The sequence below is a fragment of the Paenibacillus tabacirhizosphaerae genome (genome assembly GCF_040812395.1).
Taxonomy (GTDB): Bacteria; Bacillota; Bacilli; order Paenibacillales; family NBRC-103111; genus Paenibacillus_E.
Genome location: NZ_JBFNXH010000001.1, coordinates 1 through 17,605 on the forward strand (window position 1 = coordinate 1; position 17,605 = coordinate 17,605).

A 17,605-nucleotide genomic window follows, 5' to 3' on the forward strand; every position below is an offset into this window, starting at 1 on the left:
AAAAGACATCCGCCCCCTAAAAAATGGAGGTAGATGTCTTTTTTGCAACTTATGCGAGACGCCGTAAAAAAACATAAGTTCTTCAGTGGCCTCGGGAAGATGCCCGGCGTCTTTCTTTTTGAACCCTAGTACGTGCGTTCTCTCCGTTAGCCTTAACCTTGTGCTGCATCCATGTTCATGTAGTTAATGGCCCACAGATGGCCGTCCAAGTCCACGAAGCCCCAATGATACATGAACCCATGATCTTCAGGTTCAGCGTGCAATTTCCCGCCCAAGGAGACCGCGGTATTCACGATTTCATCGACCTTTTCCCGGCTCTCGAAGGCCAATGCGATCGTCATCTGCGCATACTTGCTCGTATCGACGGATTCCTTCTCCGTGAGCGTATTAAAGAATGCTTGATTGATCAGCATGACCTGCAGGTTGTCGCCGATCACGATGGCTACCGAATTCTCGTTCTCGGGGAATTGCGGGTTGAACTCGAATCCGAGTCCGGTGAAGAACGCTTTCGATTGTTCTACGTTTTTTACTGGCAGGTTGAAGCTCGTAAATGCGGACGTTAATGCCATTTTCAAAACACCTCTTCGTCAAATTAGTTTGTGTTCATTTATGCCTTCGTTTATATAGACGACAGCCGATCCGGGAATTCATCGATCTCATGGATTCGGAAGCGTAAATTTTGAAAAATAACTTGGTATTGAGTTCGGATACCCGCCATTCCCGTAAGGCTGCTTATACTTATTGTGCAGGGATAAAGATTGAACCACTCTAAAAAGGAATTCGTCTGAATATATGACAAATAAAGGGTGGGCATCGAGTGACGGAATGAGAACGGTATGGAAATTAATGATAAAACCGAAGTACGAAAGAAAAAGTTCGAAACCGTCGCCATTTCAGTATTAAGGTTAAATGTCTTTTTCATGGCTTACATTTCTCCTGTTCTCTTCATTAATCGTACGTTTTGCTTATCTACAGTTCGTCGAGGGTCCGAGTCTCTAGGAACGCCAGACAAGCATGATCACGAAGGGCGTATCCATCCCGCCCATCAGCGGCAATATTTACGATTCGGCGGGACAGTAGATCGCATATTCGATCTCAACTCAGTCCCTATACTTTAACTTTCAAAACAGGCTTTAAGCAAGAAGCGGCGGAGACGCTGGCTGCAAAACTCGTGCAGCTGTTTAACGAAAAAGGCGAAGCGAATTCCAAGCCGTTGACAACTGAGAAAGTTATCGAGGCTATGGACATCAAAGGCAGAGCGCATCTGCCATTCCAACAACGACGGATCAAATCGGGACTGTCAAAAGAAGAGATCGCCTATCTTAGCGAGCACCGCGACGAGTATCCGGACATGGAGATCGTGGAGGAGCGCATCCGCCAGTACAGTCCTGAGCGGGTCGCTGTTCAATTGGTCGGCTATATGAACAAGATGAAGGGAGCCAAGGAGAATCTGGATTTTTACAAAAAAATCAACGCGGATCAATCGGATCCCACGCTTAAGTATTAGGATTCTGAGGAGGTCGTCAGCGATATGAAGCTGACCAAGCCGGTCAAGGGGCAGAATCTGTATCTAACGATTAATCGCAAGGTGCGGCTCACCAGGCAGCTCAACAACTTGAAAGATTATATGGTGATATAGGACAAGAAAATATATGCATTATATGCATTAGATTTCGCGTTTTACGCGGATTTTTTATTTTATGGATACAACTTCTTGTCCTTTCCAAAAGATAAGAAGTTGTAATGTTTTCCAATAATGGACACTAAGAATATACCTTCCCCGTAGATGCAAAACGATATAGAGTACTGGTCTAATAAGGGCTGGACAAACTGTGAAAGGAAACTCGAACCCCAAATCCAATTCCCTCCCCATGCCTGGACGTAGGGTTTTAGACAAGGACCTGAGGTACAGCTTCAGGTTTTTCGTGATCGTGGGAAGGCAGTTAGTGAGCGAAATAGAAATAAAAGGCTTATCGTGGTTCCAGTCATGGCGCCCTGCAGCGCCGCAGACCAACGATATGGGGAATCAAACATAATTGGTTTCATCCTTATGTATATATAAGGATCGAGAACATTCAGGATGATGAAGAAAGGATGATGTATTCCCCATGCATGCATACGATGCGATGGCAAGTGAACACATCCGGACAACTTTTATCGCGTTGGTCGAAGCGATAGTCCCCAATACGTCTGAATCAGCCATACATTGGTCAGAGCAAGCCGCAGGTGCCGTAGAACTGGGTATTCACGATTATATGATCTGGGAATTGGATCACAATCTTTCGCTTTTTGTGGGTTACTATTTAGCCGATATTCCTCTGGCGTCATCTACGGCAATGCTTCTCAATGCCGGTGCGGCTCAGCTTATCGCATCGGGCAAAGCGCAGGATCCCAGACTGTATGTAGCTTGGGGAGGCTGCCCATTCGTCAGCCTCTCGTGCCGTGATCGTATACGGGTCTTAGCGATGCTGGAGCAGCTTGATGTAGATCTTGGATGCTTACCGCCCCCTTATAAAGACGATGGCGGCCTCGTCACATTTATAGTTGATTATTTAAACAGAGGAACGATGTTTGGTTTTTATTCGGAATGGTCGGCATACGGGTCCACACGACTGAAGACACCGACGCAGCGAAGATTGGAATATTTTCCAATAAGTTGGAGTCAGGTTGGTTATCCAGGAGTGTCGAAAGGGTATCGTGCAGTACGTGGTTATTTACTGACGATTGAACGGAAAGGAATGGAGGCCTCAGATGCTTGATGCTGACGTAATCGTAATCGGGTCCGGCGGCGGCGGAGCTGTCGCGGCCAAGGAACTCGGTGAGCTGGGACTTAAAGTTTTGGTTTTGGAAGCTGGCCCATGGTATGGGAACAGCAAGTGGCCGGACCCCAATAGAGCGCGCGGCGCAGAGTGGAGCTCCAGTCACGCTGATCTGGATGTGAGACTCTACAAGAAAATCTACAATTCCTATGAAAATAACATAAACGACGGCGTATCGGGAGCATTTCGCTTTGGACCGGCCGACCGTCGGCGCACACCTTGGCACCGAATTATGCGGCAGAGGGGCGATATTTGGCAGCTCTCGGGAGTCGGTGGAACGACGCAGCATTACTGGGCGCAATCACCGCGCGCTTTTCCTTCAGCCGTCAACAACATCTGGCCGATCAGTTACCGTGAGCTGGTCCCCTATTATGAGAAAGCTGAGGCAACGCTGCCTGTTCAGTTTGCGCCGATGGCTCCGAAAGAAGAACTGTTTTTCTACGGGGCCAAGAAGGCTGGTTGGCCACTTATTCCGACGCTTGATGTCGTAACCCCGGGATATCGCCCGCATCCCAATGCGATTCTGCCCCCAAACGAGCATCTCATGGATCCGAATTATTCGATGGATCAATTGCATGAGATGGAAGGGTGCACGATGAGAGGACATTGCGTTAACGGTTGCACGGCCGGTCCCACCGTTGACAAAATTGCCAAACGGGGTACGCTTGTTAGTTATATCCCCCTTGCACTCAAAACAGGAAACGTCTCGATCCGTCCCAATTCCTTTGCGATCAAAATTTTGACGGGTCACGATCCAAAAGAAGGACTTCATGCCACCGGCGTGCAATTCCGTGATACCTGGACAGGAGAGATCGGCGAGCTTAAGGCCAAGACTGTTGTTATGGCAGCCGGTTGCATCGAATCACCGCGTCTTTGGATGAATTCCGGGCTGCCTTACAACGAATGGGTGGGAAGAGGGCTGACGATTCATTATTTCGATTGGGTGTCGGGCGTATTCGACGAAAAGGACCTGATCGACATTATGGGAATTCCTACCGTTGATCCCTTTGTAGGCCACACCTCCGGGGGCAGAGTTGATATCCCGGGGCTTGGCTCCACTCAGGTTTCCGGTCTGAGTCCAGGCTTACACGCATTTGTGACCTATGGCTTCAGCGATGCGGGCTACAATGCCCTGAACCCGCCAGAGCCGGGGGCGCCTTGGGATATACGCGGGCGGGTCGTCGGTCCCGAGCTCAAAGAACTGATGATGAACTATCGCCGAACGATGAGCATGCTGATTCTTGCGGATGATGAAACGCTCTATCACAACAGGGTAACGGTCGATCCGTTGTTGAAGGACGAACACGGGCCGATTCCGGTCGTTCATTACGCCCCCAGCAAAAAAACGCTGCAACGGCGCGACCAATTAGCCAAACATTCAGCTGAAATTCTAAAGCAAGCCGGCGCTAGAACCATCATCAGATCGGATACTCCGGCTGGCTGGTTGCTCCATATCGAAAGCACGATGCGCATGGGATATGTTGTGGATACGAACTGCGAAGCTTTTCAAGTTAAGCGTTTATATATTGCCGATAACAGTGTTCATTATAACGGAATTGGAGGACCCAATCCGACGCTGACAACACAGGCGTTGGCGACACGTATGGCTGAGAAGTTAGCCAAAACCTATTTTAGTTAAACCAAACAGGCAGGTCAGGAGTGAATATCCTGCTTGCCTGTTTATTCGTTTCGAGGCCCAGCAAATAAATAGGAATAGGCATCAAAGCCTCACGTCACTTTGTGGGGTAATTTAGTTAACTCTTGGAAACCGTATAATAAAGTACCAGACCCGATAGGCCAACAATACATATAAAACCAATGATTTTCCCAATTAACCCGTTACTCATGTTGTTGTTCATCCTTCCTATTTCATAAACATTAAGATGCCAAGGGCTCAGGAGAAATATACCAATGATATTTATCCCATTTCAGGGAGAAACTTTAAGATGAATAATGATAATACCTTCAGTAACCTCTTCTTTCCGATAAACTCAAAGGGTGTGAAGACATATGCCATTTAAAGGAGTGCTACCTTGGCCAAGGAAAATTAAGCAAGAGTGGATTGAAGTTACAACAGCAGGTGAAATTGAAGGGGAATTATCAAATAATCTGGATGATAATGAGACTTGGCTAAACCAGACATTTTCAAATTGTTCTGATCTGTTAGTGAGAAAAGTACATCTATTTAATTCGATTCCTTGTATGCTGGTTTTCTTCAGGGAATTGGTCAATACCAAACAACTGGATGATGAATTATTGAAAACGCTTTTGAATAATAAGAATTTGGTATCAGATACGTTCACCCAGCTTATTGAACAGATGAAAAGTGAGCTGCTTCCCATAGTGCAGACATTAATCGTTAGTAATAAGAAAGAGACGGTTAAGCAAATCATCAAGGGACAAGTGGTTCTGTTTGTGGAATCTTCCAACCAGGCTCTGTCCATAGGCATGCAAGAAAAACTGCATCGTGAGCTGCAGGAGCCCAATATGGAGGCGACGATTCGCGGTCCGAAAGTTGGGTTTATTGAAAACATTGACATCAATATGGGTTTAATCCGTCAGCAAATCCGAACACCTCAGTTGAAGATGGAACAGATGCAGGTGGGGGAGGTTTCACAAACGGAGGTCGTTGTCGCCTATATAGAAAACGTGGTATCACCAACCGTGATCATTGAAGTGAGAAATCGCATATCGCAACTGGATATGGATACTGTTCTGGAATCGGGTTACATAGAAGAAATGATCCGTGATGCGCCTTATTCCCCTTTTCCGGTGATCCAAATGACCGAAAGGCCTGACGTCGTGTCGGCTTCACTGCTTGAAGGGAAAGTTGCCATACTGGTGGACGGAACTCCGATGGTACTCATCGCTCCCATTACGTTTTGGCATGCATTCCAAACGGCGGAGGACTATTATACGAACTTCATTATTTCAACATTTTTACGATGGCTTCGGTACTTGTTTACCTTCATCGCTTTAACCTTGCCATCTTTGTATATTGCTGTGGACACGTTTCATCCGGAAATGATACCCACAAGTTTGATTTTGTCTCTTGCGGCGGCAAGGGAGCCGGTTCCTTTTCCGACATTGGTGGAAATCATGATGATGGAAATTGCTTTTGAAGCGATTCGCGAGGCGGGAATCCGCCTTCCCAAACAAGTTGGCCAAACGATCAGTATCGTAGGCGTGCTTGTGATCGGACAAGCTGCTGTTCAGGCAGGTATCGTATCGGCGCCCATTGTTATTGTCGTATCTTTGACAGGAATCGCTTCCTTCTTGATTCCGAGTAACAATATGAGTCAGGCGATTCGTATTTTGCGATTTCCGCTCATGATATCTGCAGGCATCCTCGGCTTGTACGGTTTTGGCGTTGCTATGATTGCGCTACTGATTCATCTCGTTAACCTGCGTTCCTTCGGCGTTTATTACATGTCGCCCCTCGCTCCGTTTCAATTATCCAGACTATTGGATGTATTCGTAAGAGCTCCGTGGTGGGTCATGCACAAGCGTCAAAATCGTGTTCGCCCGAAATAGGAGTTGAAGAAACAATGAGCCGTATGAAAGGGTATAAAACGATAGCACTCATCCTTAGTTTCAGTTTAATGACGGGCTGTTGGGATCGGAGCGAGGTTAACGATCTTGCGTTTGTGCTCGCTAGCGGTCTCGATCTTGCGGAGAATGGGGAAGCTGAGGTAACACTGCAAATCGCTCTTCCTACAGAAATGCCCAGTGCTATGCAAGGTGGCAGAACGGGCGGTAAAAGAACGGTCTTGGTCATCTCGGATAAAGGAAGGAACGGTGCGGATATTTTGCATAAATTGCAGAAGCGATTGTCCCGGCAAATCTTTTTTGGGCACAGAGGGGTGGTCATCATTGGTGAAAAATACGCCAGACATGGTATAGATCAGATTTTAGATCAACTGATGCGTTCACCTGGCAGCCGGTATAACAGTTATTTTCTGACTGCAAATGGAACAACCGCCAAACAAGCGTTACAAACGCAGTACCAGCTGGAAGCCATACCGGCTATTGCTCTTAAAAAAATGCAATTAAACGGACTCGGTTTATCCGTCAAAATGGATGAATTTATGGATGTGCAATCCTCTTCCGGGAGATCCGCTGTAACTGGAGCCCTAAAGGCATTCACCAGCAAGAGTGGAGAGGGGGAGTTCAATCTTGATGAAGCGGCCGTTTATCAAGAAAATAAACTGGTCGGATTTTTAACGCCAGATGAAAAGAAGATATTAATCTGGCGCAGAGGGAAACTCAAACGTAGCAAACTAACAGCACAGGTTGAACCACAAGTGAAAGGCTTTAAGGGAACCGTTGGCGTTGAAGTATTGCAATCTAAAGCGAACTTGCTCACCAAAATAAATAATGGCATGCCCGAAATGACGATTGTCTTCAAAGCCAAGGTAAGAGTGTTTGAAAACGATACAAAGTTGGATTTGAGCAAAGTTGAAAATTTAAAACACGTGGAAAGCAAGGTAATGGGTGAGATCGAAGAACAAATACAAAGTACGCTCCATCGCGCACAAAAGGAGTTAAAGGCAGACATTTTTGGTTTTGGGGATGAAATTCATATTAAATACGCCTCTTATTGGAAGCAAAATAAGGATCAATGGAAAGACATTTACCCTGGGGTTCCGGTTACTGTTAAGATTGACCTCAAAATTCAACGTATTGGCCGAACCCAGTCGCCTGCGCACCTGAAAAAGTAGAACGAATCAACCAAGGAAGGATGATAACAATGAAAGTGAGCGGAATTCAAGTGTTCTGGATGACCACCATTATGGATATTGGCATGACCTTGCTGATGACGTTCACGCCGGGTTTGCAGGCTGCTAAGCAGGATGCATGGGTCTCCATGCTTGTTGCGGGATGCATTGCCGTGCTGATTGCTGTGGTGACTACAAAGCTTGTGCTCCTTCATCCGGAGCAGACCTTCATTCAATTCAGTCAAACAATTATGGGGAAATGGCTCGGCAAGATCGTCGTCGTTATCTATCTTGTCCAATGGTATACCATCATTCCCGTTGTTCTTCGTCAGTTTAGCGATCTACTCCGAGTTCTGCTTCTGAATTCAACTCCGGGAGTATTTATCATAGTGCCAATGGTCCTGGTCGTTATCTATGTGACCTATTCCGGTGGGATAGATGGAATCGGACGGGTCAGCGAAATATTGGGACCCTTAATTTTTTTGATGATATTGCTGGTTCTGGCCACAAACCTGGGCAACATCCACTGGAATCGTCTGCTGCCCTTTTATGCGGACAGCGGTACCACGGCTATCTTCAAGGGCTCTCTACCCTCCGCTTCCTACCTTGGACATGCCGTTGAATTCGTCATGATTTCACCGTTTCTTTTTACTCCCGGCAAAGGATCCTCATATGTGATTTGGGGTGTTATAGTTGCAAGTTTTGGTGTGCTGTTGTCGATGGTCATGGTCATTTTAACTTTAGGTGTCAATCTCTCCTCCAATATGTGGTACCCATTTTTCGAAATGACAAAAAAGATCGCTATCTTCAGTTTTATTGAAAACTTGGACGCGCTTGCCGTTGTTATCTGGATCGCCAGCGTATTCATTAAATTATCTATTTATATGTTTGTTGCCAGTTACGGAACGGCTCAGTTTTTACAAGTGGCAAATTGGAAGAACATGATCTGGTTTATTGCCCCGGTTGTTACGGTATTTGCGTTCATCCCCCAGGATGTCTCCGAGGCGACAGGCAGTTATTTGAACCATTATTGGGTTCCGTTTGTACTTCCTGTCAACATGATCGGGTTGCCCTTGCTGCTACTGATTATAGGGAAAATCAGGCAGAGGAAGACAGCAGTTGGCTATACCAGGGATTGAATCTAAAAGTTCAACATCTTCTTGAAAAGATTCGGTTCTGGTCCAAGAAATCAAAAGATCCAGACGACCGTTCGGTCAATCGAAATTCTATGCGATTAAACCGAATAACTGATGGATGAGTTGAACGACAAAAAGGGGCGACGAATGATTACATTCGACATGCCCCTTTTTGATCCTATGCATCGCTTCAATTCCTTGAATCGTTTGCTCTGCAGTCAGAAATGATTTAAATCCAAGCATTGGGTTCGTTCGTTTTTGATGAAACGATGATCCTGTTCTATGATGTTATTGAGATACTTCGTCTGTCTTATCTGTGTTTCATGTGGCAGTTTATTATTATTCTTTAGATTTCCTACAGCCACTGGATAAGCAGGGTTCTTATCTACCGTAATTTGTAATTACTCTTGGAATTTGTGCATGATTTGAGGATAAAGTTTTCTCAAATAATCGTTGCTCGGTTTTCATATCACACTTTTCACTTCACCTAAAATCAATGGTTTTACCCATTGAATCCACTGCATGATATAGGGGAGGATAGTTTAATTTACTTTCTGATTTACATCTTTGAAATACGAACAGAGATCTTAATTAAATACTCCTCATAGCCTTGAACTGAAAGATCATCTAACAAAACATCTTCATAAAAATACCCCTGTATTTCTATAATCTTATCACTAACATATTTTATTATTCGGTCATAAGTGTCACTTACGCTCGAGTAGCCCTCAGTATGATAAGCGGATAAATATAGTCCTTTTTCTCGCTTAAAATTTGAATGGTTGGATTGAGCATGAACTCTCGTATAAAGAAAATCATAATTAAACTTCTCATTTGCTAAAACGCTTTTTATATCTCTCATCCAACCTACCGTGTGAAAGGAATCAATATTATACAAGTTCAAGTATTTTTCGTGTTTAATCATGGAATCGTAAATGCTTTTATCATTTGTATAAGGATCAGCTTCTGTTATTACCAAAAACTCCTCATTAATTTCCTGAATAACAAACTCATTTGAATTGATCATAGTTGCCGCTTTTGTAATTTGTTTTTTCTCTGCTATTATATTTTTCATTTTTTGTAGATGTTTAATTTTCGCATCCAACATTGCCTCTTCTTTATCAAGCAGGGCAATCAGCTCTTCAGGTGATCGTTTATCTAAATATTCCCGTATTTCTTTTAATGGTACATCTAAATCCTTAAGTATTGAAATTACTTTGAATACATCGATCTGATTAATTGAATAGTATCTATATCCATTTTCAGCTTTAAATACAGGAGAAAGAATACCAATTCGATCATAGTGAAAAAGAGTATCCTTACTAATACCCATTACTTTTGCGAATTGTCCTGTAGATAAATGAGATTTGGCATTATTCTCCATAAAAACCTCCTTGAGTATGGTGTTACACCATACTTTAATATAACCATGTAAGGTTCAATATAGCAAACAAACATACATGCCACATCATTTAATTCTCGGGAGGGTATCTATAATGAAAGTTCTAGTGACAGGGGCAACAGGAACAGTTGGCGGACACATTGTTAAACAACTTTTATCAGAAGGAGTAGCGGTAAGGGCATTGTCTCGTACCTCTAAAAACACAAGTCTTCCCGCTGAAGTTCATACTGTTGTAGGAGACCTTGATCATCCTGACACCTTAGAAGTGCATCTTCAATCTGTTGACAGCCTTTTTTTAATTACACAGAGTGAACAAACTGACGCCAGATTTTTGGCAAACCAAAACATCATTCAAATGGCAAAAGAAGCGAACGTTAAAAAGATTGTAGCGTTGATGGATTATGAAGGAAACCCCATCGAGAACATCATTCAAGATTGTGGAATGGACTGGACAATCTTAAGGCCGGCAGAATTTATGAAGAATGCGCTTTATTTTTGGGCAGAATCCATTCAAAAAGAGGGGATTGCCAGAACGGGATTCCCCGATGCTTTGAGCGTCAGAATTCACGAAGCAGATATTGCCGCTGTTGCAGTCAAAGCGCTCACCGAAGAAGGTCATCATGGAAAGATATACGCTTTAACAGGTCCACAATCGTTATCCAACAGGAGTATGGTTACACAGATTTCTGAAATTATCGGCAAACCGATTGAGCTGGTTGAACTGACTGAGGAACAAGTAAGACAAGACGCCAAAAATCAAGGTTTTGATGATGAATTCATAGAATACTTCATCATAGGAATGGGAAAGAATACACCTGAAAGCGCATATACCGTTTTACCGACAGTAGAAAAAGTAACAGGAAATCCAGCAAGAACATTTGCCCAATGGGTTACTGAAAACAAACACTACTTTGAGTAATATCTTTCTGGAGAAGATTTGAAGAAAAATAAAGGGGAATGAATCATGGCATATCTTTTCTTGGCAGTCTCAATTATTGCTGAACTTATTGGAACTTCAATGCTTAAAGCTTCACAAGGGTTTACGAAATTATATCCAAGCTTATTCACTATCGTTGCGTTTATTATTTCCTTCTTTTTTATCTCTTTAACGCTCAAAACACTCCCCTTAAACATGACTTATGCCATCTGGTCAGGTGTAGGAGCTGTGGCCACAGCGCTTATCTCAGTGCTGATCTGGAAAGAAAAAATAAATACAGGAAGCATCATTGGCATTTCTTTAATTGTGATTGGAGTAGTGGTTTTGAACTTATTCGGTGCAGGGCACGGTGAGGCAAAAGGGGCGACAGATACGGCCAGCTCAGTTGTTCAAGATTAAGTTATCGTCAGCTTATATATTTTTGCGATGTTCCGTTGAAACTGATTTTATAGCGTACGTTCCTGTAGTGCGTTAGCTAAACAGTTTCGGAGGGCTTCCCGATAGCGTATTGCTTGGTGTCAGCCAAGTCTCTCAAGCGCGGCGTAAAGCGAACTTCAAGCAAATGCGTTTAACCAAAACCCTGAATGGTGTAACCGGCAGTATCCGTGCTCCTCGATTGCTATAAAAGGTGAAAGCCGGTTAACCCTTAGAATAGGAGAAGCCGGCTTTTTCATGATCATTATTCGCTTAGCGGAACCCCAAAAAGCAGTGGAGAAGTTGATCCTGCGCTTTTTTAAATTTGGAAGTTCGGGTAGATCCAGAATATTTTGTTTACACAAGGAAATATTACTACTTGACCTGAACCAAGGTTTAGGCATTATTCTTTACTCGTGGCTTGATCTTAAAAAAACAACGGGGAGGTGTTTAATATACCAAAATTCGCTTTTGTAACTGGCGCTAACAAGGGCATTGGATATGAGATTGTTCGCCAACTTGCTGAACAAGGTTATCATGTATTCTTAGGGGCTCGAAATGAGAAACTAGGAAGAGAAGCTGTTGAATCCCTAGGTTTTCCGAATGTCACATTTATTCAAGTGGATATTTCTGACGTTCAATCCATTCATGATTCTGTAAATAAGGTTCAAGAAGTAACAGATCATCTGGATCTGCTGATAAATAACGCTGGAGCCTCATTTGACCATAGTACCTTGCCCAGCCAGATAAATTTGGAAACGCTAAGGAAGTCTTTTGATGTAAACTTCTTCGGGACGTTCCAAATGATTCAATCCTTCTTGCAATTAATCAAAAAGGCTCAAAGAGGTAAAATTGTCAATTTAACTACAGATATGGCTTCGCAAACTATGTTTGATAACGGCCAAACCGCACCAATCAATGCATTAGGCTATAACTCATCGAAAACCGCTGTTAACTCATTAACACTGGCATTTGGTAAAGAATTCGGCAATAACGGTCCTGAAATTCTAGGGATCACACCTGGTTTTACCACAACTGATCTTAACGGTAATAAACCAGGTGGTCGTACAACAGCTGAAAGTGCACAAATCATTACAAAATTTGCTCTAAGCCACGAAAATTACAACGGAAAAATTCTGAATGAAAACGGAATTATCCCATGGTAATACAACAAGGTAAACCAGTATGAAATATACAATCGGACAAGTCGCGAAAATAAATCACCTGACCATTTCTCAATTGCATTATTACGACAGGCAAGAACTTCTTCCCTTTATCGAACGAAAAGCGAATGGCGATCGGATTTTCGATGACGATGCACTCAAGTATTTGGAAATGATTCTATGTCTGAAGGGTACTGGAATGCCAATTAAAGAAATAAAAAAATTCATTAATTGGTCTATGATGGGAGCTGGTACGATCCCGCAGCGATTGGAAATGATGAAACAACAAGAAATAAACGTTCTTCAACAAATCAGGGAAACAGAAGCGAATTTGATTAAGATTCAAGAAAAAATAGCCACATATGAACGTGATTTACTAAGCAAGGAGAACTTATAACTTATAACATTACAAAGAGGAGCTTTGACATGAAAAAATTGAATTCGAACACAATTCTCATTACTGGAGGCGCAGCAGGGATTGGGCTGGCGTTAGTTGAAAGGGTTGTAAAAACCGGAAACAAGGTTATTATCTGCGGAAGACGAGAGGACAAGTTGGCAGAAGCGAAGACAAGAATCCCTGAGATTCAAACCTACAAGTTTGACGTCTCCAAGGAAGAAGATCGCATCGCGTTATACGAACAAGTGACGCATGACCATCCTGACGTAAACGTACTGCTCAATAATGCAGGTATGCAGCGCTATCTACAGTTGGATGAGAGGGAGCCTTGGAAGAATACTGAGTCCGAAATTGCAACGAATTTGGATGCGCCGATTCATTTGGCAATGCTCTTCACACAGCATTTTATTGGGAAAGAGTATGCGGCTATTATGAATGTGACTTCGGGTCTCTCCCACGTACCGCTTGCAGTAGTTCCCGTATATAACGCGACTAAAGCAGGTCTACATTCGTTCACATTGTCTCTAAGAAAGCAGTTGGAGAAGCATAACATTGAAGTAATCGAGATAAGTCCGCCGCATACAAATACGGATCTTGGCGCGCCGGGGGCAAACACTGCCGGTATACCGGTTGAAGAGTTTGCGGACGCAGTGATGAAAGGACTGACAGAAGGAAAGCAGGAAGTGACTTACGGTTGGTCTCAAGTTCTTGACAAGAACTTGATCCGATTCCCCGATTAGTGACTGTTCTTGTCATCCGACAGCAACTGTTCCTTCTTTGTATGCGCCCAGAATGTGATGAAGAAGGGCTGCTGCCAAACGCGAATCGGCAGCGTTCTCCAAAGAAAGGTAGAGACTTTTTGAAACTTATTATTTGATGGTCGAAAATACACATCATATGATGTGTAACAATATATATAAATACTTGTGATACAAGGTATTAATCTGATTTATTGACATATGTATAAAATACGGGTTTTGTGAATATGTCATAGAGAATCTGAGGCCAGGTCCCAGAATTACTCTTGCTCTTGTCCTTTTGTCCGTTGAAGCGAACTTGATCCGATTAATAAAAAAATCCGCGATTTACGCGGACTTGTTTCGGACAATATTCCTGTCATCCGACAACAGGTGTTTTCTTCCATTGTCCAGAGAGCTTCTGAAACAGAGCAGTGAAAATGGGCCAATGCGCGAAGCACCGCTGGGATTCAGTTTCCCAATACGAGTTTTCTCATGTCCGTTTCTCCTATGATTTCGAATTTATTTTGTTCGATTTTTTTGGCAGTTGGCCCGCGTTTCATCCGTTTCATCCTGCTGTTACGTTCATTAGTCGGCTGCCGTCAAGTCGTGATTGAACTATGGTTATTCGTTAGTGGAACATTAAAGCCATCTCTATTCAGTTCTAGGGTTTGTAAATAAACCGATAATTTCTATAATCTCGGCTTCAGCAACACGTCTTGGTCCCTCCATGAAATATCCTTTAAGTCCTACTTTAATATCATGAATATGTCTTTCCTCTCGTGCTTTAGGAAACATTATCCACATTCTAGCAGTGCCTGATTCTAATACTGAACGTTTCTCATTAATAATTATGTCTCCGTTCTCATCTTCGAACTCAGGGTGGATGACTCTCAACTCAATTCCTGTCTCTAAAAAATCCCCATCTAAAGCAAAATCACTTCTATATCCTTGTCTAGGAAGTATTTTCCTACCTCCTTCTTCTTGCTTAAAAAATCTATACTTCACTTTAAAATCAGGTGGAAATCCTCGACTTACTTCATTTGATATCCACATGCGAGTACCCCCCAAAAATGTATTTTTGAAGTTATTCTCTACAATAGAAACATTTCCTTTATTTGTAACTATCCTCCCTCTATGGAGAAACGCTTAGCTCTTAAATACTCTCGTTTTCTCAGGTTTTTAACCATCAATACTTTTAAGCAGATAACATTTCTATGGAATTAAGTTGTGAAAGAAGAAATTTATGGGTCTGCTGAAGTGCAAAAAAACTCTCTACCTAAATCACCTGAGTAAAAAACGGATGGTATGGTAATGAATGGTTGCACCTATGGAACTCCACATGAGCTCATGGCGGTCAACCCTCCCACATCTCGCAGAGTCTACGCTCCCACATTCCTTCATTCAACCTGTCCATGAGGTGGAGGTCAGATATGCTGCCCGACAGGATCTTCGTCCGTAAGGATAGTGCCTTTCCGACTCATCCGTGCTTCTTGTTATCTTTTCCTTTGCTTAGATCATCAACACTGAGTATCGTTATTTAAGCTGCTTGTGGTAACTCTGCAAATCGAGGGATATCCTGCATCATCTTTTCTTCACTGAATACGTGTCCTTTGGTTAATATGCCGAAAAAGACTCGTATCAGCTTATTACACAAAGCAATGAGAGATTGCATCTTCTTGAGAGGATTCACCTGTCGTTTGGTGTAATACTCATGCAAGGCCCGGAAGGCTGCATTTTTTGCGACTAACGGCATCATCACTCGAAAGAGCAAAGCACGAAGGCGTTTACGGCCTCGTCAGTCGTTAGGTGTTCGCGAATTTTCATCGCTTCCCGCAGTTCGGCATAAATGCCCTTAGGAAGGCTCGGTACGGCGTATCTCCCGTCTTTGACCAGCTGTGCGATCACTTTCGCATCTTTAATGTCATTCATTGTTGGAGAATTGTCATCTAGTTCTTTACTTTTTTTCACGTGCAGTGGATTCACTACACCGTATTTCACTTGCTTTTCTTTTAGAAAATGAGCAAGGTTCAGCCAGTAGTGGCCCGTTGGTTCCATCCCAACGATAATGTCCTGGAATTCTTGATCTGCTAATATCTCGCGGAACCAGCTCACGAACAATTCAAAGCCTTCTCTATTGTTTTCAAACGTAACAGGCTTACCGAGCTCGACTCCACGGAAGTCTTGCGCACGAGCCACATGTTTGAATTTTGCGATGTCGACTCCGATAATTAAAGTAGAAGAAGTGATTTGATTAATTCTTTCATTTTGAGTAGAATGCATGTTGTAGTCTCCTTGGTTTTGTATTTGGATCTGATCGCTGGCCAGCAACTGGGATCCATATACATCATACCAAGGAGTCTTTTTATTTCTCAAACCTCGTATTTCTTCATAATAGGAATGCTGCCCGTTAGTTCAACGCCGTCCGCTTGAGTTTAATACTTTATTTATACAAAACACACGGGCCGCACTATCGTCAAAGTGTCATCGCTCTCCTAGTTTACGCGGACTTTAATCGGTAAGCAGCCTCGTTTGTTTCTAGCGTTTACTTTAAGGTGGAAATCGAACGAAAGACTGCTCCCAACTTTGACGGCAAAATGCGCAGCTGGTTTATATCCCCGCTTCCGATAGCATTTCTATATCGTTCGTCTCCACATATAACTGACGAAATCTCGCTTGCTGCTCACTTGCGGGTGTTCGTTTCGTTATAAAAACAGAACGCAACATTTCCAAAGCATACCGCTTCTGATCTAAAGTCGGAGTTTCCCCCCGCTCTTTGATTTCTTGCAGCATCGTTTGAACACGGCGATAAGGGGTTATTACACCTTCTTGATACTTTTCTTGGTTCCAGTTGTTGTTTTTCGTACAAACTGCGATGGTCAGGCAGCGCGATACGAAACAAGGATACGTAACCGACTGAAACAACTCCCTCACTGCCTTGGCATCTTCCTCCATGTCGTAAGCGAAGCTGGTTGCCTCGGGAAATGTCTTTCGCATCATATTACGGAGCACATGCGAAGGTCCTAATTCTATAAATGTGTCCACACCTTGTTTGATTAAATAGCTCATTGTGTTACTCCACTGAACAGGGAGCACCATCTGTGCAGTTAAATGGTGAACGATTTCTTCTGATCCCGAATAGGGTACGGCGTCGATATTGGATACAATAGGAAACTTCATGCCAAAAAAAGATAGTTGACTTAGCTCTGCCTCCAACTCTTGTGCCGCCTCTTTCATAAATGAGCAATGAAATGGAGCGCTGACGTTTAACCTGAACACATTAGCTCCCTGCTGCTGAAGCTTATGCTCTGCGTTCTCCACGGCTTTCACCGTGCCTGATATGATGGTTTGATTCGGCGAGTTATAGTTCGATATGACAACTTCATGACTGTCCGGCGCAATCTCCTTACAGACTTCTTTAACGATTTGCGCATCCACATCAGAAATAGCTGACATCGCCCCTACACCCTGGGCAACTGCATTCTGCATGAATGTCCCCCGCTTATGTACAAGCTTTACAGCGTCTGAAAAAGCTATACTGCCTGAACAAGTCAAGGCCGTTATTTCTCCAAGACTGTGTCCAGCCATATAATGGGGATGAACGCCGACTTCTTGCATAAAAACCCGATATGCGGCAACACTGTGCGTTAAGATTGCAGGCTGCGTATAGGCTGTTTTTTGAAGTTCCTCAACCGTCCCTTCAAAGCACAAAGAAGTCAAATTAAAGCCAAGCTCTTCATTCGCTTCCTCAAATGTTTGTTTAGCGATCGGAAATTGATCGAAAAGTTTTTTTCCCATGCCAACATACTGGGAACCTTGTCCTGGGAAAAGAAAAGCAGTTTTTTTCAAATAAGCCAGCTCCTCTTTTAAATTCAACTTTCG

The 17,605-nt window shown here is 43.3% G+C and carries 16 protein-coding genes and 2 pseudogenes; 11 read left to right on the top strand and 7 right to left on the bottom strand.

What is annotated here, in order from left to right; all coding sequences use genetic code 11:
* Nucleotides 1–152: 152 nt before the first annotated feature.
* A complete protein-coding gene (locus ABRS97_RS00005; RefSeq protein ID WP_367810845.1) occupies nucleotides 153–569 on the bottom strand; it encodes a VOC family protein in 417 nt (138 codons plus the stop codon).
* A gap of 518 nt (nucleotides 570–1,087) precedes the next feature.
* Between ABRS97_RS00005 and ABRS97_RS00010 the strand changes: the two genes are divergently transcribed.
* The 6 genes from ABRS97_RS00010 (at nucleotide 1,088) to ABRS97_RS00035 (ending at nucleotide 8,676) form a co-directional block, all read left to right on the top strand.
* Nucleotides 1,088–1,507, top strand: a complete 420-nt coding sequence (locus ABRS97_RS00010; RefSeq protein ID WP_367811389.1) for a hypothetical protein — start codon at nucleotides 1,088–1,090, stop codon at nucleotides 1,505–1,507.
* A gap of 601 nt (nucleotides 1,508–2,108) precedes the next feature.
* Entirely contained in the window at nucleotides 2,109–2,759 is a 651-nt protein-coding gene (locus ABRS97_RS00015) for a hypothetical protein (RefSeq protein WP_367810846.1), read from the top strand.
* Nucleotides 2,752–4,458 carry a GMC family oxidoreductase N-terminal domain-containing protein gene (locus ABRS97_RS00020; RefSeq protein WP_367810847.1) on the top strand — a complete coding sequence of 569 codons (1,707 nt, stop codon included), beginning with the start codon at nucleotides 2,752–2,754 and terminating at the stop codon, nucleotides 4,456–4,458. The genes ABRS97_RS00015 and ABRS97_RS00020 overlap by 8 nt, the downstream gene beginning before the upstream one ends.
* A 371-nt stretch (nucleotides 4,459–4,829) precedes the next feature.
* The gene (locus ABRS97_RS00025; protein WP_367810848.1) at nucleotides 4,830–6,353 is read left to right on the top strand and encodes a spore germination protein; all 1,524 of its coding nucleotides are present in this window, start codon (nucleotides 4,830–4,832) and stop codon (nucleotides 6,351–6,353) included.
* 14 nt (nucleotides 6,354–6,367) lie between these two features.
* Nucleotides 6,368–7,540: a Ger(x)C family spore germination protein gene (locus ABRS97_RS00030; protein WP_367810849.1), complete on the top strand. Its 1,173-nt coding sequence runs from the start codon at nucleotides 6,368–6,370 to the stop codon at nucleotides 7,538–7,540.
* Between the two features lie 29 nt (nucleotides 7,541–7,569).
* Entirely contained in the window at nucleotides 7,570–8,676 is a 1,107-nt protein-coding gene (locus ABRS97_RS00035) for a GerAB/ArcD/ProY family transporter (RefSeq protein ID WP_367810850.1), read from the top strand.
* 215 nt (nucleotides 8,677–8,891) lie between these two features.
* On the opposite strand, the gene ABRS97_RS00040 is transcribed toward ABRS97_RS00035, so the two are convergent.
* Complete coding sequence (locus ABRS97_RS00040; RefSeq protein ID WP_483312402.1) at nucleotides 8,892–9,068, bottom strand: DDE-type integrase/transposase/recombinase; 177 nt, start codon at nucleotides 9,066–9,068, stop codon at nucleotides 8,892–8,894.
* A gap of 164 nt (nucleotides 9,069–9,232) precedes the next feature.
* Nucleotides 9,233–10,057: a MerR family transcriptional regulator gene (locus tag ABRS97_RS00045; RefSeq protein ID WP_367810852.1), complete on the bottom strand. Its 825-nt coding sequence runs from the start codon at nucleotides 10,055–10,057 to the stop codon at nucleotides 9,233–9,235.
* 112 nt (nucleotides 10,058–10,169) lie between these two features.
* Between ABRS97_RS00045 and ABRS97_RS00050 the strand changes: the two genes are divergently transcribed.
* Together ABRS97_RS00050 and ABRS97_RS00055 are read left to right on the top strand one after the other, a co-directional pair.
* Complete coding sequence (locus tag ABRS97_RS00050) at nucleotides 10,170–10,994, top strand: SDR family oxidoreductase (protein ID WP_367810853.1); 825 nt, start codon at nucleotides 10,170–10,172, stop codon at nucleotides 10,992–10,994.
* Between the two features lie 45 nt (nucleotides 10,995–11,039).
* Nucleotides 11,040–11,411 (top strand): DMT family transporter, encoded by a 372-nt coding sequence (locus tag ABRS97_RS00055; protein WP_367810854.1) that lies wholly within the window; start codon nucleotides 11,040–11,042, stop codon nucleotides 11,409–11,411.
* An 85-nt stretch (nucleotides 11,412–11,496) separates the two neighbouring features.
* Here the strand turns inward: ABRS97_RS00055 and ABRS97_RS28155 are convergent.
* Nucleotides 11,497–11,619: pseudogene (locus ABRS97_RS28155) on the bottom strand (Tn3 family transposase); the annotation flags it as partial.
* Between the two features lie 262 nt (nucleotides 11,620–11,881).
* Here ABRS97_RS28155 and ABRS97_RS00060 point away from each other — a divergent pair.
* From ABRS97_RS00060 to ABRS97_RS00070, 3 genes are read left to right on the top strand one after another with little or no spacing between them, the layout of a single operon-like run.
* Nucleotides 11,882–12,592: an SDR family NAD(P)-dependent oxidoreductase gene (locus ABRS97_RS00060; RefSeq protein ID WP_367811390.1), complete on the top strand. Its 711-nt coding sequence runs from the start codon at nucleotides 11,882–11,884 to the stop codon at nucleotides 12,590–12,592.
* Between the two features lie 19 nt (nucleotides 12,593–12,611).
* Entirely contained in the window at nucleotides 12,612–12,986 is a 375-nt protein-coding gene (locus ABRS97_RS00065) for a MerR family transcriptional regulator (protein ID WP_367810855.1), read from the top strand.
* A 29-nt stretch (nucleotides 12,987–13,015) separates the two neighbouring features.
* On the top strand, nucleotides 13,016–13,726 hold the full coding sequence (locus tag ABRS97_RS00070) for an SDR family oxidoreductase (protein WP_367810856.1): 711 nt from the start codon (nucleotides 13,016–13,018) through the stop codon (nucleotides 13,724–13,726).
* A gap of 651 nt (nucleotides 13,727–14,377) precedes the next feature.
* On the opposite strand, the gene ABRS97_RS00075 is transcribed toward ABRS97_RS00070, so the two are convergent.
* The 3 genes and pseudogenes from ABRS97_RS00075 to fabD form a co-directional block, all read right to left on the bottom strand.
* Entirely contained in the window at nucleotides 14,378–14,779 is a 402-nt protein-coding gene (locus ABRS97_RS00075; RefSeq protein WP_367810857.1) for a hypothetical protein, read from the bottom strand.
* A gap of 484 nt (nucleotides 14,780–15,263) precedes the next feature.
* Nucleotides 15,264–16,006: pseudogene (locus ABRS97_RS00080) on the bottom strand (IS110 family transposase).
* A 327-nt stretch (nucleotides 16,007–16,333) separates the two neighbouring features.
* Nucleotides 16,334–17,599 carry an ACP S-malonyltransferase gene (gene fabD / locus ABRS97_RS00085; RefSeq protein ID WP_367810858.1) on the bottom strand — a complete coding sequence of 422 codons (1,266 nt, stop codon included), beginning with the start codon at nucleotides 17,597–17,599 and terminating at the stop codon, nucleotides 16,334–16,336.
* Nucleotides 17,600–17,605 lie beyond the last annotated feature (6 nt).

Coding starts and splice junctions, on each gene's coding strand:
- ABRS97_RS00015 (WP_367810846.1), top strand. CDS start 2,109: ATGCATGCATACGATGCGATGGCAAGTGAACACATCCGGACAACTTTT.
- ABRS97_RS00005 (WP_367810845.1), bottom strand. CDS start 569: ATGGCATTAACGTCCGCATTTACGAGCTTCAACCTGCCAGTAAAAAAC.
- ABRS97_RS00055 (WP_367810854.1), top strand. CDS start 11,040: ATGGCATATCTTTTCTTGGCAGTCTCAATTATTGCTGAACTTATTGGA.
- ABRS97_RS00025 (WP_367810848.1), top strand. CDS start 4,830: ATGCCATTTAAAGGAGTGCTACCTTGGCCAAGGAAAATTAAGCAAGAG.
- ABRS97_RS00045 (WP_367810852.1), bottom strand. CDS start 10,057: ATGGAGAATAATGCCAAATCTCATTTATCTACAGGACAATTCGCAAAA.
- ABRS97_RS00030 (WP_367810849.1), top strand. CDS start 6,368: ATGAGCCGTATGAAAGGGTATAAAACGATAGCACTCATCCTTAGTTTC.
- ABRS97_RS00020 (WP_367810847.1), top strand. CDS start 2,752: ATGCTTGATGCTGACGTAATCGTAATCGGGTCCGGCGGCGGCGGAGCT.
- ABRS97_RS00075 (WP_367810857.1), bottom strand. CDS start 14,779: ATGTGGATATCAAATGAAGTAAGTCGAGGATTTCCACCTGATTTTAAA.
- ABRS97_RS00050 (WP_367810853.1), top strand. CDS start 10,170: ATGAAAGTTCTAGTGACAGGGGCAACAGGAACAGTTGGCGGACACATT.
- ABRS97_RS00065 (WP_367810855.1), top strand. CDS start 12,612: ATGAAATATACAATCGGACAAGTCGCGAAAATAAATCACCTGACCATT.
- ABRS97_RS00035 (WP_367810850.1), top strand. CDS start 7,570: ATGAAAGTGAGCGGAATTCAAGTGTTCTGGATGACCACCATTATGGAT.
- ABRS97_RS00070 (WP_367810856.1), top strand. CDS start 13,016: ATGAAAAAATTGAATTCGAACACAATTCTCATTACTGGAGGCGCAGCA.